Origin of the sequence: Streptomyces sp. NPDC048142, assembly GCF_043202835.1 — a bacterium.
In the GTDB taxonomy this organism is placed as follows: domain Bacteria; phylum Actinomycetota; class Actinomycetes; order Streptomycetales; family Streptomycetaceae; genus Streptomyces.
Genome location: NZ_JBIDBC010000011.1, coordinates 147,967 through 174,773 on the forward strand (window position 1 = coordinate 147,967; position 26,807 = coordinate 174,773).

Annotated in this window: 24 protein-coding genes and 1 pseudogene; 15 read left to right on the forward strand and 10 right to left on the reverse strand. The window is 71.5% G+C overall.

Features of this window, described 5'->3' with window-relative positions; all coding sequences use genetic code 11:
- The first annotated feature begins 39 nt into the window (after window positions 1-39).
- From ACGF2Y_RS16940 to ACGF2Y_RS16960, 5 genes and pseudogenes are all read left to right on the forward strand, one after another.
- Window positions 40-858, forward strand: coding sequence for a GNAT family N-acetyltransferase (locus tag ACGF2Y_RS16940; RefSeq protein WP_392947579.1), 819 nt, complete (start codon window positions 40-42; stop codon window positions 856-858).
- A gap of 127 nt (window positions 859-985) precedes the next feature.
- Window positions 986-1,449: pseudogene (locus ACGF2Y_RS16945) on the forward strand (immunity 49 family protein).
- A 63-nt stretch (window positions 1,450-1,512) separates the two neighbouring features.
- A complete protein-coding gene (locus ACGF2Y_RS16950; RefSeq protein ID WP_392947581.1) occupies window positions 1,513-2,154 on the forward strand; it encodes a hypothetical protein in 642 nt (213 codons plus the stop codon).
- A gap of 25 nt (window positions 2,155-2,179) precedes the next feature.
- Complete coding sequence (locus ACGF2Y_RS16955; protein WP_392947584.1) at window positions 2,180-2,668, forward strand: hypothetical protein; 489 nt, start codon at window positions 2,180-2,182, stop codon at window positions 2,666-2,668.
- A 246-nt stretch (window positions 2,669-2,914) separates the two neighbouring features.
- Window positions 2,915-3,829 (forward strand): class I SAM-dependent methyltransferase, encoded by a 915-nt coding sequence (locus ACGF2Y_RS16960; RefSeq protein WP_392947587.1) that lies wholly within the window; start codon window positions 2,915-2,917, stop codon window positions 3,827-3,829.
- A gap of 86 nt (window positions 3,830-3,915) precedes the next feature.
- On the opposite strand, the gene ACGF2Y_RS16965 is transcribed toward ACGF2Y_RS16960, so the two are convergent.
- Window positions 3,916-4,491, reverse strand: a complete 576-nt coding sequence (locus ACGF2Y_RS16965) for a DinB family protein (RefSeq protein ID WP_392947589.1) — start codon at window positions 4,489-4,491, stop codon at window positions 3,916-3,918.
- A 100-nt stretch (window positions 4,492-4,591) separates the two neighbouring features.
- A complete protein-coding gene (locus tag ACGF2Y_RS16970) occupies window positions 4,592-5,908 on the reverse strand; it encodes an MFS transporter (protein WP_392947592.1) in 1,317 nt (438 codons plus the stop codon).
- A gap of 86 nt (window positions 5,909-5,994) precedes the next feature.
- Between ACGF2Y_RS16970 and ACGF2Y_RS16975 the strand changes: the two genes are divergently transcribed.
- Window positions 5,995-6,975: an ArsR/SmtB family transcription factor gene (locus ACGF2Y_RS16975; RefSeq protein WP_392947595.1), complete on the forward strand. Its 981-nt coding sequence runs from the start codon at window positions 5,995-5,997 to the stop codon at window positions 6,973-6,975.
- A gap of 218 nt (window positions 6,976-7,193) precedes the next feature.
- Window positions 7,194-8,114 carry an alpha/beta hydrolase gene (locus tag ACGF2Y_RS16980; RefSeq protein WP_392947598.1) on the forward strand — a complete coding sequence of 307 codons (921 nt, stop codon included), beginning with the start codon at window positions 7,194-7,196 and terminating at the stop codon, window positions 8,112-8,114.
- Here ACGF2Y_RS16980 and ACGF2Y_RS16985 read toward each other — a convergent pair.
- Window positions 8,105-8,263, reverse strand: a complete 159-nt coding sequence (locus ACGF2Y_RS16985; protein WP_392947601.1) for a hypothetical protein — start codon at window positions 8,261-8,263, stop codon at window positions 8,105-8,107. The genes ACGF2Y_RS16980 and ACGF2Y_RS16985 overlap by 10 nt on opposite strands.
- 285 nt (window positions 8,264-8,548) lie before the next feature.
- Window positions 8,549-8,893, reverse strand: a complete 345-nt coding sequence (locus ACGF2Y_RS16990; RefSeq protein WP_392947604.1) for a hypothetical protein — start codon at window positions 8,891-8,893, stop codon at window positions 8,549-8,551.
- A 133-nt stretch (window positions 8,894-9,026) separates the two neighbouring features.
- Here ACGF2Y_RS16990 and ACGF2Y_RS16995 point away from each other — a divergent pair, with 133 nt between their 5' ends.
- A complete protein-coding gene (locus ACGF2Y_RS16995; RefSeq protein ID WP_392947607.1) occupies window positions 9,027-9,824 on the forward strand; it encodes a Scr1 family TA system antitoxin-like transcriptional regulator in 798 nt (265 codons plus the stop codon).
- Window positions 9,817-10,038 (forward strand): DUF397 domain-containing protein, encoded by a 222-nt coding sequence (locus tag ACGF2Y_RS17000; RefSeq protein WP_392947610.1) that lies wholly within the window; start codon window positions 9,817-9,819, stop codon window positions 10,036-10,038. Before ACGF2Y_RS16995 ends, ACGF2Y_RS17000 begins: the two co-directional genes overlap by 8 nt.
- Window positions 10,039-10,083: 45 nt before the next feature.
- Here ACGF2Y_RS17000 and ACGF2Y_RS17005 read toward each other — a convergent pair whose 3' ends face one another.
- The 4 genes from ACGF2Y_RS17005 to ACGF2Y_RS17020 form a co-directional block, all read right to left on the reverse strand.
- The gene (locus ACGF2Y_RS17005; protein ID WP_392947612.1) at window positions 10,084-12,471 is read right to left on the reverse strand and encodes an excinuclease ABC subunit UvrA; all 2,388 of its coding nucleotides are present in this window, start codon (window positions 12,469-12,471) and stop codon (window positions 10,084-10,086) included.
- A gap of 134 nt (window positions 12,472-12,605) precedes the next feature.
- Window positions 12,606-13,019 (reverse strand): VOC family protein, encoded by a 414-nt coding sequence (locus tag ACGF2Y_RS17010; RefSeq protein ID WP_392947615.1) that lies wholly within the window; start codon window positions 13,017-13,019, stop codon window positions 12,606-12,608.
- Between the two features lie 10 nt (window positions 13,020-13,029).
- A complete protein-coding gene (locus tag ACGF2Y_RS17015; protein WP_392947618.1) occupies window positions 13,030-13,449 on the reverse strand; it encodes a helix-turn-helix transcriptional regulator in 420 nt (139 codons plus the stop codon).
- A 52-nt stretch (window positions 13,450-13,501) separates the two neighbouring features.
- Window positions 13,502-13,843, reverse strand: a complete 342-nt coding sequence (locus ACGF2Y_RS17020) for a DUF5713 family protein (RefSeq protein WP_392947621.1) — start codon at window positions 13,841-13,843, stop codon at window positions 13,502-13,504.
- Between the two features lie 230 nt (window positions 13,844-14,073).
- Between ACGF2Y_RS17020 and ACGF2Y_RS17025 the strand changes: the two genes are divergently transcribed.
- Genes ACGF2Y_RS17025 through ACGF2Y_RS17035 form a run of 3 tightly spaced genes read left to right on the forward strand, consistent with a single transcriptional unit; the run spans window position 14,074 to window position 17,188 of the window.
- Entirely contained in the window at window positions 14,074-15,231 is a 1,158-nt protein-coding gene (locus tag ACGF2Y_RS17025) for an acyl-CoA dehydrogenase family protein (RefSeq protein ID WP_392947623.1), read from the forward strand.
- Window positions 15,232-15,248: 17 nt separating this feature from the next.
- Window positions 15,249-16,133 carry an acyl-CoA thioesterase gene (locus ACGF2Y_RS17030; RefSeq protein WP_392947626.1) on the forward strand — a complete coding sequence of 295 codons (885 nt, stop codon included), beginning with the start codon at window positions 15,249-15,251 and terminating at the stop codon, window positions 16,131-16,133.
- Window positions 16,134-16,171: 38 nt separating this feature from the next.
- Complete coding sequence (locus ACGF2Y_RS17035) at window positions 16,172-17,188, forward strand: cation diffusion facilitator family transporter (RefSeq protein ID WP_392947629.1); 1,017 nt, start codon at window positions 16,172-16,174, stop codon at window positions 17,186-17,188.
- Window positions 17,189-17,319: 131 nt separating this feature from the next.
- Here ACGF2Y_RS17035 and ACGF2Y_RS17040 read toward each other — a convergent pair whose 3' ends face one another.
- Window positions 17,320-18,141: a phosphatase gene (locus tag ACGF2Y_RS17040; protein ID WP_392947632.1), complete on the reverse strand. Its 822-nt coding sequence runs from the start codon at window positions 18,139-18,141 to the stop codon at window positions 17,320-17,322.
- A gap of 481 nt (window positions 18,142-18,622) precedes the next feature.
- On the opposite strand from ACGF2Y_RS17040, the gene ACGF2Y_RS17045 reads away from it, so the two are divergent.
- From ACGF2Y_RS17045 to ACGF2Y_RS17055, 3 genes are all read left to right on the forward strand, one after another.
- A complete protein-coding gene (locus ACGF2Y_RS17045; RefSeq protein WP_392947635.1) occupies window positions 18,623-20,392 on the forward strand; it encodes a glycosyltransferase family 2 protein in 1,770 nt (589 codons plus the stop codon).
- 265 nt (window positions 20,393-20,657) lie between these two features.
- The gene (locus ACGF2Y_RS17050; protein WP_392947638.1) at window positions 20,658-23,693 is read left to right on the forward strand and encodes an acyltransferase family protein; all 3,036 of its coding nucleotides are present in this window, start codon (window positions 20,658-20,660) and stop codon (window positions 23,691-23,693) included.
- Window positions 23,694-23,825: 132 nt separating this feature from the next.
- Window positions 23,826-26,096, forward strand: coding sequence for a DUF4328 domain-containing protein (locus ACGF2Y_RS17055; RefSeq protein WP_392947641.1), 2,271 nt, complete (start codon window positions 23,826-23,828; stop codon window positions 26,094-26,096).
- Window positions 26,097-26,118: 22 nt separating this feature from the next.
- Here the strand turns inward: ACGF2Y_RS17055 and ACGF2Y_RS17060 are convergent, their stop codons facing one another.
- Window positions 26,119-26,736, reverse strand: a complete 618-nt coding sequence (locus ACGF2Y_RS17060; RefSeq protein WP_392947644.1) for a TetR/AcrR family transcriptional regulator — start codon at window positions 26,734-26,736, stop codon at window positions 26,119-26,121.
- Window positions 26,737-26,807: the final 71 nt, after the last annotated feature.

Below are 26,807 nucleotides of genomic sequence, written 5' to 3' on the forward strand. Positions count from 1 at the left end.
CTTCGCGCCCCCGGTCGCGTACTGGCTACCGTCCCGCCCATGGCTTCCTCACTCGTACAGCACCGCCTGTCCCCCGCCGACACCGGCCCGGCGCTGCGCGAACTGTCCGCGTGGACACCGGCCGACGCCCCGGCCGGCGGCCTCCACCCCGGGGACGTGGGCTGGCTTCTGCGCCTGGACGACGCGGCCGTCCACCTCTGGACCGACCCCCGGAGCGACTCCGCATCGCCTGTCGCGGTGGGCTTCCTCGACGGCCCCGTACTGCGGGTGACCACCGCGCCCGGCGCCGACCTCGGGGCGCTCGCGGCGGACGCCGAGGATCTGCTCGTACCCGGCAACGACTGGTGCGACGGCCTGCCCGTGCCCGGCTGGGAACCGGACCGGGAGGAGCCCTGGCTCGTTCGGTCCTGGACCCCGGGGCCTGTGTCGGGCCGCGCCGAAGCGGTCGGCGAGGCCGAAGCGGCGGACCGGGTGCTGGTGCACCGGTCCGCCTTCGAGGGATCCACGTTCGGCATCGACCGCTGGCGCGCGATGAAGGGGTCCCCGGCGGGCCACCTGGCCGTGGAGCGGCTCGTCCGCACACCGGCCGGGGACCCCGCCGCCGCCGCGACCGGCTGGTTCGCGGGTGCGGGCCGGTGCGGACTGCTCGAACCGGTCGGCACCCACCCGGACCACCGGGGCCACGGCTACGGCCGCGACGCCGTACTGGGCACCTGCGCGGCGCTCGCCGACCTGGGCGCGAGCGCGGTGGCCGTCCTGACTCCGGCCAGGAACACAGCGGCGGCCGCGCTCTACAGATCGGCCGGATTCACCGTCGTACGCGAGAACCACGACTGGACGCGCGCCCGCCGGGGGTAGGTCGGCTTTGTGGTGCGTACGGGGGTGTGGGGCATGCCGGTGAGCTGGAGGAGGCGCTCAACGCGCTGATGCTGGTACCTGGCTGTCCGCGTTCTGGCTGGCCGTCATCTGCCGTGACCAGGAACGCATGACTCAGCTCAGCAAGATCCCCCTGGAACGGCTGCGCTCACCGAGGGCTCCTACGACGAGTGCATCCATCACTGGGGCGAAACCCTCCAGAGCTGGTGGCTCCGCCGGCCCGACCTCGCGGACAAGCTCATCGCCACCATCGAGGCATCCGACCCCGCAATCGTCCGCATCGCACCACAAGACCTGCTCCAGGCCGTGCTCTACCCGCCGATCAACCTCTTCTACCACTACGTCCGAAACGACCGCGACGGCTTCACCCCCGCCCTCGCAGACACCCTCAAACTCCACAAGACCTACTGGACCCTCAACGAGGACCGCGCCACAGACATCGGCAGCATCGCCCTCGGTCCCCTCGCCATCGCCTGCCTCGCATACGACGCCGAATTCCCACTCGACATCGAATCCGACTACCTCCCCAAACACCTCCTCCAGCGCACCTGGCTCGGCGAGTTCCCCGCCTGAGCCGACGGACCTGGTCTCCCAAGGGCCGCGATCGGTGCCGCCGGCCTTCTACCCTCTATCGTCATGGGCATATGCATTGACGTACTGATCGTCGACTGGGATCACCTCATGGCGGTACCGGAGGATCAGCACTACGCGATGCTGCACGAGGCCGGAACCTCGGTGGACGAGGAAGAGTGGGACGCCGGGCCGGACCGTCCGCTGTCCGCCGGGCCTCAGTGGTTCTGGCCCTCTCCCCCGGCCTTGGGCTGGTTCGGGAAGTTCGACTTCGGGGACGTCGGGTGCTCGTACAAGGATCACTTCTGGGCGGGTGAGCGGTGGGAGGAGATCCGGTCGTTCGCCGAGCCGGGGCTGCGCTCGGCCGTGGACCGGTTCGCCGATCCTCTCTTCTGGGGTGGGCTTGAGTACATGCCTGATCGGGAGGACGCCCAGGAGGCATCGGCGCTCATGTCGGTGGACGAGCCCTCTGCGCCCTCGGACCATCTGTTGTGGTGTCGACCTGCGGCTGTTTCCTCGCTGAAGCGTCTCTGGGATGCCATCGGCCCTGAACTGGGCTTGCTGCGAGGCCCGTTCGACCAGCACGCCCGAACCGACTTCGGACGGATCAACGACTTCGACACATTCGTCGGGCTGCTCCAGGGGTGGGGCGACGTCATCGGCCAAGCCGAGCTGCGCGGTTGGGGTGTCGTCGGGCTGCGATGCTGAAGCCGGGCGTGGAACGGTGCCCGACGTGAGCGGATGGACGAGTCGCAGACGTACGCCCCGGTCGGCGGTGGTGGTGGTCTGGGTGATCGCGGCCGTGCTGATCCTCGTGGGCGGCGTCGCGCGCGTCGTCGATCTCGTACGCCACGGCCTGTGGCCCTACGGGTGGGCCCCCGGCTGGCTCAACCTCTACTGGTCGTCGCTCGCCGTCCTCGATCCGCTCGCCGCCGTGCTGCTGCTCCGCGGCAAGCGGATCGGCCTCGATCTCGCGTGCGGCGTCATGGTGACCGATCTGGCTGCCAACCTGTACGCCGCATACGGCCTCCGTGACAGTGGCCTCCTCGCCGAGCCCGGGCTCCAACGGATCGCCGTCTTCGCCCTGTTCGTGGTGGCGTCGGCGCCGTTCGTCCGCCGGTGGCTCGTGGAGGAACCCGTCACCCCAGCCGGCTACCGAAGCGGACCTGCGACGGCTTCACGCCCAGGGTCGCCCCGCCGGAGGAGACGCCGCCTTTGGTGACCGGGCCCGAGCGGCTGCCGTTGGAGAGCCAACGCGGCCCCGGCCAGGGTTCTCCCCCGGGGGCGGCCACCGGGAGTACGACCGGCACGTCCTGAGCCCGTGCAACATCCGTACGACGCATGGCTGCCCACCCCGGTTCGCTCCGGGCCCCGATCGCCTTGCGTACGAGGTTGACTCCAGCACCATCTTCTTGCGTCATTGGCAACATCTCATGCATAGAACGCAAGGTCCCGTACGCTCGATCGCATGGCTCACGCACCCCAGCACCAGCACCAGCACCAGCACCAGCACCAGCACCAGCACCAGCACCAACACGGACACCCCGCCTCCGCCCACCCCCGCCACTCCGACCCGACGCCGAACGGTCTCCCCGAGATCCTCGACCTCGACGCCGCCCTCTTCGCGCCCCACCTGACCGCGCTCACCGGGCGTATCGCCTGTCTGGCCGGTGACGACGTCCGGCACATCGTCGACCTCGGCTCGGGCACCGGGACCGGCACGTTCGCCCTGCTGGAGCGGTTCCCCGCCGCTCGGGTGACCGCCGTCGACAGCTCCCCCGCGATGCTCGAACGGCTCACCTCGGCGGCGCGGAACCGGGGGCTGGGCGACCGCGTCCGCACGCTGGAGGCCGACGCCGGTGCGGGGCTGCCCGGGGTCGTCGACGCCGACCTCGTCTGGGCGTCGGCGTCCTTGCACCACCTGGACGATCCCGCTGCCGCCCTCGCCGGTGTCCGCGCCGCGCTGCGCCCCGGAGGGCTGCTGGCCGTCGCCGAGGTGGACGGGATGCCGAAGTTCCTGCCCGAGGGCGGGGGTCCGGGTGAGCTGGAGATCCGCTGCCGCGCGGCGCTCGACGGCCTGCATGCCGAGCGGTTGCCGCACCGGGGAGCCGACTGGGGCTCCCTGTTGGCGGCCGCCGGTCTCTCCGTCGAGCAGGAACGCGCCGAGCGGTGGGAGGTGCGCGCCCCACTGCCCGAAGGGACCGGCCGGTACGCCTTCCTGTTCTTCGAGCGGATCCGCGGCACCCTAGAAGGGCACGTCAGCTCCGAGGACCTGGCCGCGCTCGACCGGCTCATCGACGGCGGACCGCTGGATGTACGCCACCGGGACGACCTCGTCGTACGGTCGACCCGTGAGACCTGGTTGGCCCGCCGCCCCGCCTGAGCGAGCGGAAGCGTCGGCGGAGAGCCCGCGGCGGCACGCGCCCAGGACCGAGGCAGCTCCGTGGACTCCGCTGTCGTTCGCGTGCATCAGCGTGCGGCCGACCTGGCGGCCTTCTCGATCTTCGCGCGGTAGGCCGCGCGGGCTTCCTCGTCGATCTGCTTCTCGTGTTCGGGGCGCAGCCCGGTCCGGCCGTCGAGGCCTTCGCGCAGGATATCGGCGTGCCCGGCATGCCGGTTGGTCTCGCCGAGGACATGGGCCATGACGGCGAACAGGTTCGTGTTGGCGTGCGGCTCCGGCCACCACGGCACGTGGCCGGGGGCGTCGAGGGGAAGCCCGTTGATCGTCGCGTCCGAGTGTTCCCACGTGCGCCGGCAGAACCCGATGATCCGATCACGGGTCTCGTCCTCGGCCGCCCACTGATCGCTGCCGTCGTAGTCCTGCCACCGGCACAGCGGCTCCGGGGAAGGGCGGTCGAAGACCTCGCCGAAGTACCTGGCCTCGACCGTGGCCACGTGTTTGACCAGGCCGAGGAGATTGGTCCCGGTCGCCGTCAGAGGTCGCCGGGCGTCGTATTCGGACAAGCCGTCGAGCTTCCAGAGCAGCGCCGCGCGGTCCCGCCGCAGTCTCCCGTGCAGGTGGTCCTTCGCGAACTCATCGATCATGCGGCATGAGCCTTCCAGGAGAGACGTGGGCATGGGGTGCGTGACGGCTCGCGGCCTCAGCGACCTCAGCGACCTCAGCGACCTCAGCAACCTGCGACGGCTACCGCGCAGGATAGCTGCACGCATGCTGTTCGGTGCCGCTCTCCGATCCTGTTGAGCAGTTCGGGACAGGGGCCGGGGAGGTGAGCGGGTGCCAGGTGAGAACCCAGCCGGCGGTCAGCGCCACCGCGCCGCCCGCCAGGGCGATTGCGCCGCCTGTTCCCATGCCCGCGGCCACCGCGCCCAAGCAGACCGGCCCGAGGCCCTGTAGCGTCATGCTGCCGGAGCCGAGCAAGCCGAAGGCCTGACCTTGGCCATCCTGCGGCAGGGCGTCCAGGAACGGGCGTTGCAGGCCGAGACCGTAGGCGTATCCGAGGCCGCTGAGCAGCAGCAGACAGGACGAGACGCCCACCCCGGGCTCGGCGGCGAAGCCGATCAGAGGCAGCCCCGCCAGCGCGACCAACGGGACTACCAGTCGCTCCCGGGCGCGTGGCCGTAGGAGTCGGCCCACCAGCAGGTCACCGACCAGCATGCCAACCGGAAGACAGCCCATCAGCACCGCGTACCAGCCGGGCGCGAAGTGGCGTTCTCCCGCGTAGGCGACGATGAGGCCTTCCGCGCCCGCTACGAACGCGACGGGTAGCCACTGAGCCAGCATCAGCCGTCGCACCGTGCGTCCGCGCAGCAGCAGGCCCGCACCCTGCAGGCTTGCACGGACGGCCCCGCCGTCGACCCCAGCGCTGCCGGGTGTGCCGCCGAACTCCCCCGGATGCAGCCGGGGAAGCCGGAGGCGGACAGCAAGCGCGCAGCCGAGATAAAGAGCGGCACTGACCGCGAGCGCCCGGCGTGGGCCGAGTGCCGCGACGGCCGCACCGCCCAGCGCCAGACCGAACAGTTGCGCGCCGGCGCCGGCGATGTTGTTCAGCGAACGGCCCAGTACATAGGCGTCACCCTCCAGCGACTGAGCGACCAGCCGGCTCGACGCGCCGTGAAACACCGGTGTGACGAGAGATACCAGCGCCACGGCACCAAGGCTTGCCGCGACCGGCATCCGCACCAGGGCGAGCAGCAGGGCGGCGGCGCACGTCAGGGCGTAGCCGCCGGCGATGAGCGCGCGGGGCGGCAGTCGGTCGGCCAGTGAGCCCAGCAACAGCGAGCCGAACAGCTGCGGGATGAAGCCGATACCGAAGGCCACTGCGCTCAGCAGCGTGGAGCCGGTGGAGGAGAAGACCAGAACGGAGAACGTGGTGATCCGCAGCGCGTCCGCGGTGATCGCGACGGCGCGGGTTGAGAAGAGCAGCCGGAATCGCGGCTCGGCCAGCACCTCCCGGTAGGTGGCACCGTGGTTGACCTGCGCGGGTCCGGCGGGTGGAGTCATGACGCGCAGCCTCGCCGTGCGCCCACGCTACTCACCAATGATTCGTCGCTGGACGAATCGGAACGGACAGCCCTTAGCATGGCCGCGTGCTGCGCTTCGAAGTCTCCGTCGAGGACCTGCTGCGCAGCCGCTTCGCACTGTCGCCCGCGCTGGACCTCTGCTTGCTGCTGCGCTTGCTCGCCGGCCAGGACCGGCCGCTGCCGCGAGCCTGGGCCACCCGGCTCCTGCCGGCCTTCGAACGGCTCCGCCGTGAGACCGAACTGAACACCGCCCTCGCCCTGCACACCTCGCGAGGCGGACCGAACTTCGTCGCTCCGCCGCCGCGCGGCCTCAACCAGACCTGGGCGGACGACCTGGCCAGGATCCGCGCCACACCACTGGAAGCGGCCCGCCGCGAATTCGCCGCCAACGCGACCGGCCCGTCCGCCCGTGACCCCCGCGTACGCGCAGTGCTGGACTCACCGGACGCCGTCTCCAGGATCGCCGAGGCGATGGACCAGGCGTGGCACGAGCTGCTCGCCGCGGACTGGCCCCAACTGCGCGCGATCTGTGAGCGCGACGTCGTGCACCGGGTGGGAGTGATCGGCGAACACGGCTGGGCGACGACCATCGAGAGCCTGCACCCGAGCATCGCCTGGCACGCCGGCGGTATCGAGATCGGCCACTTCCCCCAAGTCGGAGCAGTCCGCCTCGCCGGGGACGGGCTCCTGCTGATCCCTTCGGTCTTCGTCTCGAATATCGCCGCCCACCTGGAAGATCCCTGGCCCCGGACCTTGATCTACCGCGCCCGCGGCACCGCCGCCCTGTGGGGCGAACAGGAGACCGTCCCCCAACCGGACGCGCTGACCGCTCTGGTCGGCCGGGCCCGTGCCCGGCTGCTGTTGACGCTGGACGCCCCGGCCAGTACCAGCCACCTCGCCCGAAGCCTCGCCATGGCACCCGGCGCGGTAGGAGACCACCTCGCCATCCTGCGCAGCGCGGGGCTGCTCGTCCGCGCCCGGTCCGGAAGGTCGGTCCTCTACCGGCGTACCCCACTCGGCGAGGCACTGGTCGCCGGATCGGGCTGAGGGCTCAGACCAGCACTGTCTTCTTGAGGCGCCGCCAGCACATGATCGCCGGGACAGCCCCTATGTCCGGAAGGGCGCGGAGGGCCCTCCGTCCTGCTCACCACTGTTCATGACAGACGTCATATCCGGCCCCGAGGCGAGGCCGCCCGGCCTCGCGGCAGCGCCGATAGCATCCGGGTGAGACCCGAATGGATGAGATGGACGAGGAGGAGCGACGCGTGCGATTCGCCCTGGAAACACTGTTCGCCGACGTGCCCGCCGAGCAGATCGCCGAAGCTCGTGCCTTCTACCGGTCGAGGGCGGCAGGCCGGGGCGCAAGCACCTTCGAGGAGCTCAAGGAGGCGCGGGCGAAGAAGCCCGCACCTCGTGCCGCCGTTCCACCTGCCGTCGAGGAGACGATCGAGGCCGCCGGTGTGCGCGTCCCGGTCCGGATCTTCCTGCCGGCCGGCGGTCCGCCCCAGGGTGTCTACCTGGGCATCCACGGCGGCGGCTTCTACATGGGCACCGCCGCCCAGGGCGACGAACGCCACCGCGAACTCGCGGACACCCTGCAGATCGCCGTCGTCAGCGTCGACTACCGGCTCGCGCCCGAGCACCCCTGGCCGGCCGCGCCCGACGACTGCGAAGCGGTGGCGCTCTGGCTCGTCGAGGCGGCCGAGGCCCGCTTCGGGACCCCTCGACTCGCGATCGGCGGAAGCTCGGCGGGAGCCACCCTCGCCCTGGCGACCCTGCTCCGGCTGCGGGACCGGGGCGTCGTCGACCGGTTCACCGGGGCCGCGCTCCGCTTCGGCACCTACGACCTGAGCGCACAGACCCCGGGCGGCCGTCGCATCGCGGACGAGTACTTCATCCAGGCGTACGTCGGCCACGTGGCGGACCGCACCCTTCCCGACATCTCACCCCTCTACGCCGACCTGAGCGGCCTTCCTCCGGCGTTGCTGGTCGTCGGCAGCGAGGACGTGCTGCTGGAGGACAACCTGACGCTGGCAGGCCGGTTGTCAGCGGCCGGCAACGACGTCGAGCTGCGCGTCTACCCCGAGTCGCCCCACGGCTTCACGGGCCACCCCACGGCCATGGCCGCCACCGCGATCAACGGCGTCAACTCCTGGCTGCACGACCGGATCAGCTGTCACCTCTGACCCCGGGCGTGGAGGAAGGCCGCCTCGTCGGCCCGTTCCCAGGGGCGTAGCAACAGGGCATCGTCGTCGGCCCCCGGGAGTACGGGTTGCGGGGAGCCGGCGAGGCAGCCGGAGGCCGTGGCCGGAGGCGCCGACAGCGTACGCGTCATGGCCTCATGGTCACCCGGCGGCGAGCCCGCGCGTCCGGGTCGTCCCCCGTTCTCCCTACGCTCGGGACATGAACACGTTCCGCGGCGGTGAGGGTCGCTACCTGGAGATGACCAACGGCGGCACGGCGGTGTTCGTGGACGTGCTGATGCTCTCCGTGTCCACCCTGGCCCGCGAGCCCTGGGACTTCCGCTTCGCCGCCCTGCTGACGCTCCAGGACCAGAGCGTGATGGGGCGCGGGGTGGTCGGCTTCGACCTGGCCTGCCGACTCCGCCGACTCCGCCGCCTTACGGTCGCAGCCGGACCATCCCCGGCCCCGACGGGTGACCGGGCTCGAAGGCGTCCGGAATGCCCAGCCTCAGCCCCCGGCTCCGGGCGACCCGGTGGACGTCCCGCAGCGAGTGCGCCAGAGCGGCGGCGACGTGACGGAGCTGGACGGCCGTGGACCCGTCGTCCGCGACCAGGTCATCGGCGTGGTCGAGGAGTTCGTACGCCATGCCGAGCTGCATCGCCTCGACCTTGTCGGCCTCACGCGAGACCTTGCCGTCGCCGTTGCCGACGACGTAACACGGCCTGCCTGCCGTTCCGGCCCAGGGGAGCAGGCGGACGGTGTCCAGCGGTTGTTCTTTCATGAGGGCGTCAACTCCGTGAGCAGTGGGGGTGAATTCTTCGCTGTGTAGCGATCCACTCACAGGGTGCGATCGGTGTGGCTAGGCTCGCCAGAGGGTTTGAGGTGACACCGCGTTCGTCGCACGGGAGTTGGCTGTGAGTAATACCTATGGCGCATGGTTGAAGGCGCAGCGTGAAGCGGCCGGTCTGACACAGCAGCAGCTTGCGGAGCTGGCGATCATGACGCGGTCGCATATCTCGCACATCGAGGCCGGACGCCGCGTGCCGGGCGAGGAGGACGCCCGACGGCTCGACATGGCCCTGGGGACGGGCGATGTCCTCACCAGCTTCCGGCCTGGCGCGGACAACGAAGTGCTTGCGAATTACTTCGCACCTGTACAACACCTTGAGCAGCAAGCGACGGTGATCCGTGAGTTCGCACCCTCGTTGGTTCCGGGAATCCTTCAGACCGAGGCGTATGCACGAGCGGTTCTCGGCAGGGCGTTTCCCTCAATGAGCCCCGCCGAACGTGACAGGGCGGTCGTCGCACGCCTGAAACGCGCCCAGATCCTCGAGAACCCGGCGACACCAGTGGTCTGGGCAGTGCTCGACGAAGCGGTGCTACAACGCCCGGTCGGCGGTGCCGCAGCCATGGCCGAGCAGATCGACCACATCGTCGCTTTGACTGAATCGGAACGTATCCGCACGCATGTGATTCCGCTGGGACTCGGATACCACCCGTTGCTGGACGGGATGCTGACGTTGATGTGGTTCGACGACCAGCCTCCGGTCGCCTACAGCGAAGGGCTGCGGATGGGGAAGCTGCACGATTCGCCGTCCGTGGTAGAGGCGTTCCAGGGCAACTACACTCTCGGCCTGAGCGACGCGCTGCCGCTGAAGGAGTCTCTGGCAGCGATGAAGGCGACATCGAAGGGCTTCAGAGATCATGGCTAGCGAAACCGTCCCGATGACGTCGCTCCTCGACGACTGGCGCAAGTCGTCCTACAGCAACGGCGACAGCGGCAGCTGCCTAGAAGTCCAGGACCACCACCCCACCGCCGTCCCCGTCCGCGACTCCAAGGTCCCCGGCGGGCCCGCCCTGCTCATCCCCGCCGCCGGCTGGACGTCCTTCGTGGACGCGGTCAAGAGCGGGGCCCTCTCCGCCTGACCCGGAGGTCGGGCGGAGAGGGCGCGGCAGCCGGGAAGGCCGGCCTCACTCCCCCACGTACTCCGCAAGGTGCGCGCCCGTCAGCGTGGAGCGATCCGCGACCAGGTCGGCCGGGGTGCCCTCGAAGACGATCCGGCCGCCGTCGTGGCCCGCGCCGGGGCCGAGGTCGATGATCCAGTCGGCGTGGGCCATGACCGCCTGGTGGTGTTCGATGACGATCACCGACTTGCCTGAGTCGACCAGCTGGTCCAGCAGGCCGAGGAGCTGCTCGACGTCCGCGAGGTGCAGGCCGGTGGTCGGTTCGTCGAGGACGTAGGTTCCGCCCTTGTCGCCCATGTGCGTGGCCAGCTTCAGGCGTTGGCGTTCGCCGCCGGACAGAGTGGTGAGCGGCTGGCCGAGGCTCAGGTAGCCGAGACCGACGTCCGCGAGGCGTGCCAGGATCCTGTGCGCGGCCGGGATGGCCGCCTCGCCGGAGGCGAAGAACTCCTCGGCCTCGGTGACCGACATCGCGAGGACCTCGCTGATGTCGCGGCCGCCGAGGTGGTAGTCCAGCACCGAGGACTGGAACCGCTTGCCCTCGCAGTCCTCGCAGGGGCTGGAGACGCTCGCCATCATGCCGAGGTCGGTGAAGATGACGCCCGCGCCGTTGCAAGTGGGGCAGGCGCCCTCGGAGTTGGCGCTGAACAGGGCGGGCTTCACGCCGTTGGCCTTGGCGAAGGCCTTGCGGATGGGTTCGAGGAGGCCCGTGTACGTCGCCGGGTTGCTGCGGCGCGAACCCTTGATGGGGCTCTGGTCGACCGAGATGACGTTCTCGCCCGCCGGAATAGAGCCGTGGACGAGCGAGCTCTTTCCTGAGCCTGCGACACCGGTGATGACGGTGAGGACGCCGAGCGGGATGTCGACGTCGACATCCTGGAGGTTGTGCGAGGTCGCGCCGCGGATCTCCAGCGCGCCGGTGGACTTGCGCACCTCGTCCTTGAGGACGGCCCGGTCGTCGAGATGGCGGCCGGTGACGGTGTCGGAGGCGCGGAGTCCTTCCAGGGTGCCTTCGAAGCAGACCGTGCCGCCCGCCGTACCCGCCCCGGGGCCGAGGTCGACCACGTGGTCGGCGATGGCGATGGTCTCGGGCTTGTGCTCCACGACGAGCACGGTGTTGCCCTTGTCCCGCAGCCGGAGCAGCAGGCAGTTCATGCGCTGGATGTCGTGCGGGTGCAGGCCGATGGTGGGCTCGTCGAAGACGTACGTGACGTCGGTGAGCGAGGAGCCGAGGTGGCGGATCATCTTGACGCGCTGGGCCTCGCCGCCGGACAGCGTGCCCGATGGCCGGTCCAGGGCGAGGTAGCCGAGGCCGATCTCGACGAAGGAGTCGAGGGTCTGCTGGAGGGCGGCGAGCAGCGGGGCGACCAGGGGTTCGTCCAGGCCGCGGACCCATTCCGCGAGGTCCCGGATCTCCATCGCGCAGGCGTCGGCGATGCTGATCTTCTTGATCTTCGAGGAGCGCGCGCCCTCGGTGAGCCGGGTTCCCTCGCACTCGGGGCAGGTGGTGAAGGTGACCGCCCGGTCGACGAACTCCCGGATATGGGGCTGCATCGACTCGCGGTCCTTGGAGAGGAACGACTTCTGGATCTTGGGGATCAGCCCTTCGAAGGTGAGGTTCGCGCCCTCGACCTTCACCTTGGTCGGCTCCCGGTAGAGGAAGTCCTGCATCTCCTTCTTGGTGAACTTGGCGATCGGCTTGTCCGGGTCGAGGAAGCCCGACTCCGCGTACGTCCGCACGGTCCACCAGCTGTCCGACTTCCAGCCGGGGATGGTGAACGCACCCTCGGAGATCGACTTGGAGTCGTCGTAGAGCTGGGTGAGGTCGATGTCGGAGACCGAGCCGCGGCCCTCGCAGCGGGTGCACATGCCGCCGGTGCGGCTGAAGGTCGCCCTGACCGCCTTCTTGTTGCCGCGCTCGACGGTGATCGCGCCGCTCGCCGTCACCGAGGGGACGTTGAAGGCGAACGCGCCGGGCGGGCCGATGTGCGGCTCGCCGAGCCGGCTGAAGAGGATGCGCAGCATGGCGTTGGCGTCGGTGGCGGTGCCGACCGTGGAGCGGGGGTCGGAGCCCATCCGCTGCTGGTCGACGATGATCGCGGTCGTCAGCCCGTCGAGCACGTCGACGTCGGGCCGCGCCTGCGTGGGCATGAAGCCCTGGACGAAGGCGCTGTACGTCTCGTTGATCAGGCGCTGGGACTCCGCGGCGATGGTGCTGAACACCAGCGAGCTCTTGCCCGAGCCGGAGACTCCGGTGAACACCGTCAGCCGGCGCTTCGGGAGCTCGATGCTGACGTCCTTGAGGTTGTTCTCCCGCGCACCGTGCACGCGGATCAGGTCGTGGCTGTCGGCAGCGTGCGGCGCGGGCGGCTGCTGGGTCTTCGTTCTCGGAGCCATGCTCGTCGTCTCTCCATAACTGGCCATTGCTGGTGTGCGGAGCCTGCTGGTGTGCGGAGCCTGCGGTGCGCGGAGCCTGCTGGTCGTGCCTCGGGGCCGGGGCCCGAATCGAGCCCCGGCCCCTGGGGGCGGTGCTACTTCTTGGCCTGGGTGATGCGCAGCATGTTGCCGGAGGGGTCACGGAAGGCGCAGTCGCGGACGCCGTACGGCTGGTCGATCGGCTCCTGGAGCACCTCGCCGCCCGCGGCGCGGACCTTCTCGAAGGCCGCGTCCACATCCTCGGCGGAGAGGATGACGCCGCGCAGCATGCCCTTGGCGAGCAGCTCGGCCATGGTCCGACGGTCGGCGGCCGGGGCGTTGGGGTCCGCGAGCGGAGGTTCGAGGACGATCTCCACATCCGGCTGCGCGGGAGACCCGACGGTCACCCAGCGCATGCCTTCGAATCCGACGTCGTTGCGCACCTCCATTCCCAGTGCGTCGCGGTAGAAGGCGAGCGCCTGGTCGTGGTCGTCGACGGCGATGAAGCACTGCGAGAGTTTGATGTCCATGCGTTTCACGCTACGGGCGGGGCTTGCGATCCGCTTCTCCATTCCTGACCGGTCGTGTGAACATCTTGGCGACGCACGCGGGGATGGTCTCGCCCGCGTCGTGGGAGCGGGCCCGGTAGGCGCTCGGGCTCTCCCCGACCAGCTCCGTGAAGCGGGAGCTGAACGAGCCCAGCGACGTACAGCCGACGGCGAAGCAGACGTCCGTGACCGACAGGTCGCCCCGGCGCAGCAGGGCCTTGGCCCGCTCGATGCGGCGGGTCATGAGATAGCTGTACGGGGTCTCGCCGAAGGCGGCGCGGAAGCTGCGGGAGAAGTGGCCGGGCGACATCAGCGCGGCGCGGGCCAGCGAGGGGACGTCGAGCGGTTCGGCGTACTCGCGGTCCATGCGGTCGCGGGCCCGGCGCAGCCGGGCCAGGTCCTCCAGCCTCACTCCTTCACCCTCCCACGGCCGCCGACGCCCCGGCCCGTCATCCGGAAACGGGTCACCACTCGCGCTCGGCGATCAGTTCCTCCGGATCCGCGTCCGTGAAGCCGTACGCCGTCGCGATGATCCAGAAGGCCTCCCCTATCTCCTCGCGGGCGACCGTCTCCATCTCGCTGCCCGCCGCTTCGAACTCCGCCTCCAGTCCGTTGAAGGCCTCGGTCGCCACCGCGGTCAACGCGTACAGGGCGGTGAGGTCCGTGGGCTTCTCGGCCTCGATCCGCTCGCACAGGGCGCGCAGGACCGCCGTGCCCTTGTCCAGGAGGTGGTCCGGGAAATAGTCGTCCTCGTACAGCAGGGCCAGGAACGCGTGTCCCGCCAGCTGCTCGTTCGTGATCGCCATGGTGGTCCCCCGATACGTCCGACGGCGTTGTTCCGATACTCCCCCACAGCACTGACAATCGGGCCCGGCCGCCGGACCCACCCGTGTCCGCGTGCCCAGCATCACCCTGGACAGCGACCACAACCGGCGGGTAACTTCGAAGGGAGTCTGAGCAAGCGCTTAGCCAAGCATCATGAGTTCCGCGAGTTCCGCGCATTCCGCGAATCGACTGCCGACCTAGGAGGCATCCCGTGCGCCGTACGGTATTCAACGAGGACCACGAGGCGTTCCGGGAGACCATCCGCGCCTTCATCGCGGCCGAGGTCGTGCCGGTCTACGACGAGTGGTTCGCCGCGGGCCAGGTGCCGCGCGACTTCTACCTCAAGCTCGGTGAGCTGGGCATCTTCGGCATCGAGGTCGACGAGGAGTACGGCGGCGCGGGCATCGACTCGCACAAGTACGAGGCCGTCATCTACGAGGAGACCGCTCGCGCGGGCGTCTCCTTCGGCGGCTCCGGTGTACACACGCTGCTCGGCCTGCCCTACGTGAAGATGCTCGCCACCGACGAGCAGAAGAAGCGCTGGCTGCCGAAATTCGCCACCGGCGAGGAGATGTGGGCCCTCGCGATGACCGAGCCGGGCACCGGTTCCGACGTCGCGGGCATGAAGACCACCGCCAAGCTCTCCGAGGACGGCACGCACTACGTCCTCAACGGCGCGAAGACCTTCATCACCGGCGGCGTGCACGCCGACCGCGTCATCGTCTGCGCCCGCACCGCCGCCCCGCGCGAGGACGACCGCCGCTTCGGCATCTCCCTCTTCGCCGTCGACACGAAGTCCGCGGGCTACTCCGTCGGCCGCAAGCTCGACAAGCTGGGCCTGAAGACCTCCGACACCGCCGAGCTGGCGTTCGTCGACGTCAAGGTCCCGGTCGAGGACCTCATGGGCGAGGAGAACAAGGGCTTCGGCTACCTCGGCACCAACCTGGCCTCCGAGCGCTGGGGCATCGCCTTCGGCGCGTACGCCCAGGCCGCGGCCGCCGTCCGCTTCGCCTCGGACTACGTGCGGGAGCGCACGGTCTTCGGCAAGACGGTCGCCTCGTTCCAGAACACCAAGTTCGAGCTGGCCGCCTGCCAGGCCGAGGTCGACGCGGCCCAGGCCGTCGCCGACCGCGCGCTGGAGGCCCTGGACGCCGGTGAGCTGACGGCGGCCGAGGCCGCCTCCGCGAAGCTGTTCTGCACCGAGGTCGCCCACCGCGTCATCGACCGCTGCCTCCAGCTGCACGGCGGCTACGGCTTCATGAACGAGTACCCGATCGCCCGCCTGTACGCGGACAACCGGGTCAACCGCATCTACGGTGGCACCAGCGAGGTCATGAAGTCGATCATCGCCAAGTCCATGGGCCTGTAAGGGGTTACGTTCCCTCCATGAACGAGAGTCCCGATCCCCTGCTCGATCTGCTCCACCTGCTCGACCTGGAGCAGATCGAGCGGGACATCTTCCGGGGCGTGAGCCGCAGTTCGCTCGTGCCCCGGGTGTTCGGCGGCCAGGTCGCGGCCCAGGCGCTCGTCGCCGCGGGCCGCACCGTCCCCGCCGACCGGGGCGCCCACTCCCTGCACGCGTACTTCCTGCGGGCGGGCGACCCGGGCGCGCCCATCGTCTACAGCGTCGACCGCATCCGCGACGGGCAGTCCTTCACCACCCGCCGTGTCGTCGCCGTCCAGCACGGGCAGCCGATCTTCCACCTTTCCGCGTCCTTCCAGACGTACGAGGAGGGCATGGAGCACCAGGCGCCCATGCCCGCCGCACCGGACCCGGAGACCCTGCCGAGTGCCGCCGAGATGCTGCCCCGGTACGCGGACCGCTTCAGCGACCCCGGGGTCGTGGACCGGCTGATCGAGGCGCGGGCGGCGGTGGACCTGCGGTACGTGGACGCGCCGCCGTTCGGCACGGTGGGCGAGGCGCGCGAACCCCGTTCGCAGGTGTGGTTCCGGACGAACGGCAAGCTCGCCGACGACCCGTTGCTGCACGTCTGCCTGGCCACGTACGTCTCCGACATGACCCTGCTCGACTCGGTGCTGCTCGCCCACGGGCGGGGCGGCTGGGCGGTCGGGGACGTGGTCGGCGCGAGCCTGGACCACGCGATGTGGTTCCACCGGCCGTTCCGGGCGGACGAGTGGCTGCTGTACGACCAGGAGTCGCCCTCCGCCTCCGGCGGGCGCGGACTGGGCCAGGCCCGTATCTACACCGCCGACGGGCGGCTGGCGATCACCGTCATCCAGGAAGGCGTCGTCCGCGTCCCCCGGGGATGAGCACCATCTGACGCGTTATTTCGGACATACTCCCCACCATGAGCGACGCGCGAGCCGGGAGCCAGGCCGGGGGCGAGACCGAGGGCGAAGCCGGCGGCACAGCTGATGGCACAGCTGATGGCGGGGCGTCCACGTACACGGTGATCGTCGCGGCCGTCGCCAACCTCGGCATCGCCGTGGCCAAGGCCGTCGCCGGGCTGATCAGCGGCTCCAGCGCGATGCTCTCCGAGGCCGCCCACTCGGTCGCCGACACCGTCACCGAGGTCATGCTCCTCACCGCGCTGAAGCGGAGCGGGAAACCGGCCGACGAGAGCCATCCCCTCGGCTACGGCCCCGAACGCTACATCTGGGCGCTGCTCGCCTCCATCGCCACCTTCGTCGGCGGGGCCGTGTTCTCGGTCCACAACGGGGTGCACACGCTGGTCGCGGGCGAGGAGCTGGGCGATCCGCTCATCTCCTACCTCGTGCTCGGCGTCGCCTTCCTCCTGGAGGGCTACTCGCTGCGCACCGGGGTGAAGCAGGTGCGGCGCGAGGCGTCACGGCTGCGGGTGCCGGACCGGTACTACCTGCGCCACACCCCGGACACGGCGGTGAAGGCCGTCGTCATGGAGGACTCGGCGGCCCTGATCGGCCTGCTGCTGGCCGCGGGCGGGCTGCTCGGCGGGCAGCTGACGGGGTCGGGGGTCTGGGACGGGATCGCGTCCTGCCTGATCGGCCTGCTGCTCGTGTACGTGGCCTGGGTGCTGGGCCGGTCCAACGCGCAACTGCTCATCGGGCGGCCGCTGCCCCCGGCGATGCGGTCCGGGGTCCGCGAGGAGCTGCTGTCGGTGCCGCACATCGTGGACGTCCTGGAGCTGACCACGCTCATCCAGGGGCCGGCCGAGATCCTGATCGCCGCGAAGATCGACTTCCGGGACATGGCCACCGCCGCGGAGGTCGAGTGGGCCTGCGAGGAGGCCGAAGCGCAGTTGCGCGAGCGGTTCCCGTCGGTCCGGCGGGTGTATCTGGATCCGACGCCGGGGCCGGCTCGGAGCGGTCGCGGCAGCGGCCCGTGATGCGCTACGGGTCGCGGCGGCACCCCGGCTCCTGAGCGCCCGCTGGGGGGCTCCGCCGCCGCCTTCGTCATCCGCCGCCCCCGACGCGGCCGGGAGGTGCCGCGCCGGAAGCTCACCCTCGGCCCTCATCCCTACGCGGCGGGCTCCTCGGCCAGCTCCTGCGCCGGCTCCTCCTCCAGCAGCCCCGCCGCGTGCAGCAGATAGTCCGTCATCGGGTCGTAGAAGCGCGGGTCGGTGACATGGTCGTCCAGCGGGACCGTGACCTGGAGGGTGCCCTCCGCCTCCCCGAGGAAGAGGGCCGGGTCGTTGCAGTCCGCGTAACCGATCGCGTCCAGCCCCCGCTGTCCCGCGCAGCCCGCCCAGCCGTGGTCGGCGACGACCAGGTCGGGCAGCGGGCGGCCCTGGTGGGCCATGGCGTCCAGGATGGCGGCCATCGGGGCCGGGGAGTGGGTGTGCCAGAGCGTCGCGCCGCGTTCCAGCATCGCGACGTCGGCGAACTGGAAGACCAGGCCCTCGTCCGCGGTCAGCCCGGACGGGATGCGGACGATCTCGCAGCCCGCGCGGCGCAGCGCGTCCGCCGTCTGCCGGTGCACGTCCAGCATCCCGCCGGGGTGCCCGGTGGCGAAGAGGACGCGCTCGCGGCCGTCCGCGGCCTTGCGCAGCCGGGCCGCCATCCGCTCCAGGGCGTCGACCGTCAGTTCGGGGTCGATGGTGTCCTGGCCCTGCCGGTGCGCGGGGTCGTCGTTGACGCCGCAGCGCTCGGCCATCACGGCGAGCACGTCCTGCTCGTCGGTCCAGCGGTCGCCGAGCTCCAGGCCCAGCCAGTAGTGGCGGTCACCGTTGGCGAGTTTGCGGTAGTGGGAGAGGTTGTTGTCGCGTGGCGTGGCGACGTCCCCCGCGATACGCGTACGGACGAGGTGGTCGACGAGGGCGGCGCGGCTGGGTATCGGCATGGACCCATTGTGCCGTCCGGTGTGCGGGGCGTGCCCGGTGTCTTGCACGGCGGACGGTGTTCCCGGTGCGCTGTCCGGCGGACGGGGTGCGCCCGGTGTGCTGCCCGGCGGACGGTCCGGGATCCGGGTGGGCTGCCGGGGTGGACTTCCAGGTGGACTTCCGGCCGGGTTTCCGGATCGCCGGGCGGCCCATGGTCGGCCCGCCGGACGGCCCGCGGTCGGCCAGGCACCCGGCCAGGCACCTGGTCGGACGTCCGACCGGGCAAGTCTTCCGAGGCTGTTCACCCTCGCGTGACCTGCTTCTTCCCCCGTCGGGCGGGTGCCGGGCTCGAATAGGACCACCCAGAGGTCTGGACCAATTGAGTCGCGCCAAACCGGTGTCCGATTCCAGCCGTTGCAGCCTTCTCGGGTCAGTGGTCTATACCTTTGACATTAGGGTGGGCCACCTGAAACGGGCACATACACAGCCGTGGGGGGCTTTATGACCGTGCATCACCTTCCGCAACCTCCGTCCGACGACGAGCTCTACTGGTACTTCGGGCCGCAACGCCGGTGGGTACTGGTGAGCAGTTCGCTGGCCTTCGTGTTCACGGCGGCGACGATGTTCACCTTCGCGCTGCGGACCCCGGCGCTGTGGGCGTTCCTCGCGATCCTCGGGCTCAACGTCGTGGCCCTGCTGCTGTCCTCCGTGAACAGCCTGCGTCAGCGCCGGCTGACCCGGGCCTCCCACGAGGTGCTCGTCCGTGCCTGGCGGCCCGCCGGGCTGCCGGGCGTGGACCTCTATCTGCCGACCTGCGGCGAGCCGCTGCCCGTCCTCGCCAACGCCTACCGCGCGGTCGCCGCCCTCGACTGGCCCGACGCGCTCACCGTCTGGGTGCTGGACGACGCCGACCGGGCCGAGGTGGCGGCGCTGGCGGCCGAGCACGGCTACCGGTACGTCGTACGCCCCGACCGGGGGCACCTGAAGAAGGCGGGGAACCTCAACCACGCCCTCACCCTGTCCGACGCCGAGTTCATCGCGATCCTGGACGCGGACTTCGCGCCCCGGCCGGACTTCCTGCGCCATCTCGTCCCGTATCTCGCGGACCCCGCCGTCGGCATCGTGCAGAGCCCGCAGTGCTTCGACACCGACGCGGGCATGGACTGGATCCAGCGCGCCGCCGGGGCCGCGCAGGAGTGGTTCTTCCGCTGGATCCAGCCCTCGCGGGACGCCAGCGACGCCGCGATCTGCTGCGGCAGCAACGCCGTCTACCGGCGGGCCGCGATCGACCTGGCGGGCGGCTTCGCCCGGCTCGACCACAGCGAGGACCTGTACACCGGACTCGCCCTGCACGAGCGGGGGTTCCGCACCCAGTACGTTCCCGTCCTCGTCGCCAAGGGCACCTCGCCGGACACCGTCACCTCGTTCGTCAACCAGCAGTACCGGTGGGCGATGGGCAATCTGCACCTCCTCGGCACGCCGGTGCTGCAACGGATGCGCGCGCCCTGGCGGATGCGGCTGTGCTTCTACGAAGGCGTCGTCGGCTACCTCACCACGGCCGTGAACACCTTCGCCGCACCGCTGCCGCCGCTGGTGATGATGTTCTGGTACCCGGACCACATACGCCCCTGGCATGTCCTGCCGCTCCTCGCCCCGCTGTGGCTGTGGCACGTGCTGCTGCCCCGGATCAGCCGGACCCGGTGGCGGGTGGAGGTGATCCGCGCCAACGTCCTCACCAGCGTGGCCGCCGCCACCGCGTTCTGGCACACCCTGCGGGGCCGCAGCGCCGCCTGGGTGCCCACAGGGGCACAGGGCAAGGAAGCGCGGAACGAGGATGCGCGGAGCGAGGCTGCGGGAAGCGAGGCGGCGGGGAGCAAGGCAGCCCGGAGCAAGAGGAGTTCGGGCTCGATGGCCCGCCGGGTCGTGGGCACCTCGTTGGTCTGGCTGGTCCTGTCCAACGGGGCCGCCGCGACCGGCCTCGCGCTGGCCGTGGCCCGTAACGGCTGGGAGCCCAACTGGGGTCTCGGCCTCTACCTCCTGGTCCAGTTGCAGATCAACGTGCCCCTGATCCGGGATCTGCTGTCCGAACTGCGCCCGGCCGGCAGGGCGACGCCCGCCGCGTCCGGCAAGCTGCTCGCCGGCCTCCGGTCCCGGACCCGTACGGGCGTGCTGCCCCGTCGCTGGCCCGAGACTCTCGCCGCCTCCGCCGTCCTCCTGCTCACCGGCCTGCTCGCCTCCGGGTGGGTCAACCCGATGCTCCCGTGGCTGTGACCCACCGGCAATTGGGGGGCGGCGTCGCGGGGCTGGGCACGCACTCCCCCAAGCTCTCGGCTTCGCTCGAGCAGGGAGGGGCCCCCTCCCGCGTTGTCGTCAATCACCATGGCTCCTTCCCCAAGCTCTCGGCTCCGCTCGACCAGGGGAGACCCCATCTGCCTCAATCCTCCGCCTTGCAGCTGCACGCACCCAGCCCCGCTCCTTCCTCCACCCCCCAATTGCCGGTGGGTCTGAGTTGAGCCGTCCCGAAAGGCGCCACCCGATGCCCTTCCTCCTTGCCCACGGCCCCCGCCGGAAGCGATCCGCTCCCCCGCCCCCGTCGGCCGCACCCCCGCGCTCGGGCGGCTCCGGCGGCTCGGGCGGCGAGTCCGGGCCCAGCCCGCACCGGTCCACGTTCCGGCCCGACATCGAGGGGCTGCGCGCGGTCGCCGTCCTCGCGGTCCTCGCCTTCCACGCCCAGATACCGGGGGCGGCGGGCGGCTTCGTCGGCGTGGACGTCTTCTTCGTCATCTCCGGCTATCTGATCACCGGGCTCCTGGTCCGGGAGGCGATCACCACCGGCCGGATCCGGCTCGGCGACTTCTTCTCCCGCCGGGCCCGACGGCTGCTGCCCTCCGCCGCGGTCGTCCTCGCGGCGGTCGCGGTCGCCGGGGCGTGGCTGACCGTACCGCTGCTCCGCGCCGGCCTGGAGCAGGACGTCCTCGCCGCGGCGCTGTCCGTCGCCAACTGGCGGTTCGTCTCCCAGCAGACCGACTACCTGGCCGCCGGGCACGACCAGAGTCCGCTGCTGCACTTCTGGTCGCTCGCCGTCGAGGAGCAGTTCTACCTGTTCTGGGCCCCGCTGCTGGCGGTGACCGTGCTGGTCGCCGCCCGTGCGGTCCGCCGGGGGCGGGCCGTGCGCGCGGTCGTGGCGCTCGTCACCGCCGCCGTGGCCGTCGCCTCGTTCGCGCTGTCCCTGTACTGGACGCGGGACTCCGTCTCGCTCGCGTACCTCGGAACGCCCTCGCGGGTCTGGCAGTTCGCCGTCGGCGCGCTGCTGGCGCTGCTGCCCTGGCATCTGCTGCGCGGGCCGCGTCCGCTGCGGCTGATGTGCGGGTGGGCGGGGGCCGCGGCGATCGTCTGGTGTGTCGTGTCGTACGACGCGTCGACCCCGTACCCCGGTTACGCGGCGCTCGTCCCGACCCTGGGCACGGCCGCCGTCATCCTCGCCGCGATCCCTGGCCGGGGCGAGCGCGACGCCCAAGGAGCCCACGGTGTCGGGCGGTTGCTGGCCGGGCGGGCCCCTCGGGCGGTCGGGCGGCTCTCGTACAACCTCTATCTGTGGCACTGGCCGGTGCTCGTGCTCGCCGAGGCGCGGCTCGGGGCGCTCGGCTGGCCCGCGAAGACGGCGCTGACGCTGGCGGCCGCGCTGCCCGCCCTCGCCACGATGCGCTGGGTCGAGCAGCCGCTGCGCCGCAGCCGTACGGTCTCCGAACTCCCGCGCCGGGGACTGGCGGTGGGGATCTCCGCCATCGTCCTGCCGGTCGTGCTCGCGCTGGTCGTCGGCACCACGACGCTGCACCTGATGGGCCCGGCAGGCCCGGTCGACGCCAAGGGTCTCCCGCCGGGTGCGGCCGCCGGTCCTTCGCTGCTCGCCCGGACCGACGGTTCGGCGCTCGCGGACGGCCCGCTGGTGCCGGGCCCGGCCCAGGCGCGCAAGGACTTCCCGCCGGACGGGGCCTGCCAGGTCGCCCCGGCGGTGACCCGCAGCCCGGAGTGCCTGTTCGGGGCGGTGGACAGCCCGGACCGTGTGGTGCTGCTCGGCGACTCGCACGCGGGCCAGTGGTTCTCGCCGCTGCTCGCGCTGGCCTCCCAGCGCGGCTGGGCGCTCCAGGAGCTGGTGAAGCAGGGCTGCCCGCTGCCGGAACTGACGGTGAAGAACCCCCAGTTGGGGCGTGTCTACCGGGAGTGCGACACCTGGCGGGCCGACGCCCTGGACCGCCTGCGTACGGGGCCCAGGCCCCGGCTCATCGTGATCGCCTCGCTCAACCGGTACACCACCGACGAGAAGCTCCTGACCGCCGCCTGGGAGAAGACGCTGAAGCCGCTGCGGGCGACCGGCGTCCCGATCGTGTACATCGAGGACACCCCCGTACCGGGGACGGACATCCCGGCGTGCGTCTCCGGCGCTCCGGACGACACCGCCGCCTGCGCGTTCAGCCGGGCGGACGCGGTTCCGGCCGACCCGCTGGCGCGGCGGATCGCGTCGGGGGCGCTACCGGGCGTGCGGTCCGTCAGCGTGAACCCGGTGCTGTGCCCGGGGAACGGCCCGACCTGCCCTGCGGTACGGGACCGGATCCTGCTCTACCGGGACGACGCCCACCTGACGAACGTGGCGGCCACCGTGCTGACCCCCCGGCTGGAGCGGCTGCTGACGGAGGCGGGCGCCCTGCCCCCGGCCGGCGACCCCGCTCGACCGATGCCTCCTCCCGCGCCCGGGAAGGACGGCTGGACCGAGCTGCTGCGCGACGACTTCGAGGGCCCGGCGGGAAGCCGCCCCTCTTCCGCCGACTGGCAGTACGACCTGGGCACCTGCTACCCCGGCTGCCCGGCTCCGCAGTGGGGTACCGGCGAGATCGAGACCATGACCGACTCGACCGACAACGTGCGCGTGGACGGCGAGGGCGCACTGGAGATCGTGCCCACCCGGGAGAACGGGCAGTGGAGTTCGGGGCGGATCACGACCGTACGGTCCGACTTCGCGCCGCCGCCCGGCGGGGTGCTGAGGATCGAGGCGTCGATCGCGCTGCCGGATGTGACGGGCCCGGAGGCGGCGGGCTACTGGCCCGCGTTCTGGACCCTGGGCGACTCGCTGCGCGACGGGTACACCGGCTGGCCCGGGGTCGGTGAGCTGGACATCATGGAGTCCGTCAACGGCCGGGACACCGTGTTCGGTTCGATGCACTGCGGGGTGCTGGAGGGCGGCCCGTGCGAGGAGCCCGTGGGGCTGACGTCGGGGCCGCAGACGTGCGCGGACTGCCGTACGGAGTTCCACACGTACGCCGTGGAGGTCGACCTCTCCCCCGGCGCGGAGGAGGTGCGCTGGTATCTGGACGGCCGGGTGTACCACCGGGTGCGCGCCGACCGGATGGACAGGCGGACCTGGCAACAGGCGGTGGATCACGGGGTGTTCCTGATCCTGAACGTGGCGATCGGCGGCAAGCTCCCGGAGGCGGACGGCGCGACGGCCGGACCGGACACGGAGCCGGGCCACCCGATGCGGGTCGACCACGTCACCGTACGGACCAGGGAGGGCTGAGCACGCGCACCGCCCCGGGCCGCGGACTGGCGTGCACGCTCCTGTGTCGGGCAGGCTACTGCCACGATCGCAAGATCGGTTTCGGCTGACGGTGTGCAGGTGTCGGATGGCAGGCGTCAGATGACGGGCGTCATGGGGGAGGACCGAATCATGTGGCCGCTGGACCAGGCGGATCCCGCCCGGATAGGGCCGTACCGGCTGCTGGCGCGGCTGGGCGAGGGCGGCATGGGGACGGTGTACCTGGCGGAGGGCGGCGGGGGCGAGCGGGTCGCCCTGAAGTCCATCCGGTACGGATACACCGAGGATCCCGACTTCCGCGTGCGCTTCGCGCGCGAGATCGAGGCCGCGAGTCTGGTACGTGCCGAAGGCATCGCCCAGGTCGTGGACGCGGAGCCGGGTGCGGGCGGGCAACGGCCCTGGGTGGCGACCGAGTTCGTCCCCGGTCTGCCGCTCCAGCGGCTGGTGGCGGCGCAGGGGCCGCTGCCCGCCCGCAGCGCCGGGGCCCTGGCGGCCGGGCTGGCCCGAGCCCTGGAGGCGGTGCACGCGGCGGGGCTGGTGCACCGCGATGTGAAGCCGTCGAACATCCTGCTCACTGTCGAGGGGCCCCGGCTCATCGACTTCGGGGTGGCCAAGCTCGTCGACGCCTCGACCGGCGGCGGGCTGACCCGCACCGGGGCGTCGGTGGGGTCCCCCGGCTACATGTCGCCCGAGCAGGTGCTGGGCCGCACCCTCTCGCCCGCCAGTGACGTCTTCGGCCTGGGCGGCGTGCTGGTGTTCGCGACCACCGGCCGGCTGCCCTTCCCCGTGCCGGACTCCACCAACCAGCACGCGCTGATGTACGCGGTCGTCCAGGACGCCCCCGAACTGGACCACGTCCCCGCCGAGCTGCGCCCACTGGTCGCGGAGTGCCTGGCCAAGGAGCACACCGACCGCCCCGGCGCCCCTGCCCTGGCCGCCCGGCTGGCCCCGTACGCCGCCCTGCTGGACGACAGCGCCGAAGCCGAACCGTGGCTGCCCGCCCGCGCCATCGCCGAGGTCGCCCGGATCTCCGGACGAGCGGCGTCCCAGGGAGAGTGGCGGCCGGAGGGGGACGGTGGCGGTGCGGTGGGCTCCGGCGGGGGTGCCGGGGGCGTGGCGGGTCCGCCCGAACCCGGTGACGCCGGCCGGCCGGCCACGGGCGGGCCCGCAGACAGCCCATCGGGCACGCCCGGACCGGGCGACCGCCCGCCGGCGTCCCCCGCCGCCCCGGGAGACCCCCGGCCGGGGCCGGACACGCCCGAACCGGGAGACGGTCCGCCGGGCTCTCACCCCGCGGGCGACCGTTCCTCGGCTTCCTCCGCCGCGCCGCCACCGCCGCCGTCCGCCCCGCTCGCGTACGTACCGACGATCGCCGCGTCCCCGGGCCCCGCCCCGCAAGCGGCCCCGCGCCCGACCGGGCCCATGCCGCCGCCTCCGGAGCGTCCGACGGCCGCAGGGCCCGCACCCGCGCCCTCCCGCCGAGCCCCCTCGCCGGAACCGGCACCCGCGCCCTCCCACCAGGGCCGGACGCCCGCCGCATCCGGCCCCGCCGCCGCACCGGCACCCGTCCCGCGACCCCATTACGTACGCCAGGAGCGCTCCCCCTCGTCCCGGCCGCCGCACTCACTCCCCTCACCCCCCGCCGCGCCCGCCGCGCCCGCCACGCACTGGTCCGCGCAGCGTTCGGCGTTCCGGTCGCCGGAGAGTCTGGCTATCGCGCTGTCCTGGATCTACGGGGTCTACATCGCCTTCAAGTGCGTGGCCGTCGTGATGCTCCTCGGTTTCGCGGGGGAGATCGGCGACTGGCAGGAGGCGGATTTCGCCCTGTGGACCGATGTCGAGACGCTGGTCGGGAAGGCGGACACGCTGATCCTGGTGGACAGCTTGCTGATACTCGCGGGGGGCGCCACCACGCTGGTGTGGTTCTGGCGCGTACGCACCAACGCCGAGGGGTTCGCGCCGGGTGAGCACCGCTACTCCCCCGGTATGGCGATCGGCAGCTGGTTCATCCCGGTCGCCAGCTGGATCATCCCGGCCAGGATCACCTTCGACATCTGGTACGCCTCGCTCCAGGACCGGCACCGCGGCAGGCCCGACGAGTGGGGCTGGCAGACCACCCGGCGGTGGCCGGGGCGGCGGCTGCTCAGCCTGTGGTGGGCGTGGAGCATCGCCTTCAGCGTCAGTGCCACCGTCGTCCTCTTCCTCCCCGATGTGATGAGGGGCGCGGTCGACTATCCGAACGCCATCTACTTCGACCGGATGCTCTCGGCCACCCACTGGGGCATCTTCCTGAACCTGCTGTGCGTCCCGGGCATCGCCCTGTCCATCGCCGTCGTGCGGCGGCTGACCGAACTGCAGGACATCCGGGCCGTCGGCCGCCGCTGACGGCCTTTTTCGAAACCGCTGCTCAGGAGGGTTCCGCGGCCGCGAACGCCCCGCGCGCCAGTCGGTGCAGCAGGGCCGCGGTCGCCGCGCGGCCGGGCAGGGCCTCGGGGCGGGCCAGGTGCGGGGTGGAGTTCAGCAGGCCGAAGACGGCGTGCACGGTGACGCGGGCCCGGTTCTCGGCCAGCGACGGATACAGGGCGCGGACGACGCCGACCCAGACCTCGACGTACTCGCGCTGGAGCCGGCGCACCCGCTTGCGGTCCGTGTCGCGCAGCCGGTCCAGCTCGCGGTCGTGGAGGGTGATCAGGGGGCGGTCGTCGAGGGCGAAGTCGATATGGCCCTCGATGAGCGCGTCCAGGAGGGCCTCCGGGGAGCCGTCGCCCCGGGCGGCGTCCTCCGTGACCCGCAGCCGCCCGCCCTCCAGCAGGCGTTCGCTGATGCCCACCAGGAGCTCGGCGAGCATCGCGTCCTTGCCGGGGAAGTGGCGGTAGAGGCCGGGACCGCTGATCCCGACGGCGGCGCCTATCTCGTCGACGCCGACACCGTGGAAGCCGCGCTCGGCGAAGAGCCGGGCGGCCTCCCGGAGGATCTGCTCGCGGCGGGTGGGAGCCGCGACGCGGGCGGTGGCATGGGTGCTCATGAGGATTCATTCTAGACAGGGTCGTTAGCGCTCGTTAACCTGATGGAAACGCGTTAACGCTCATTAACAGC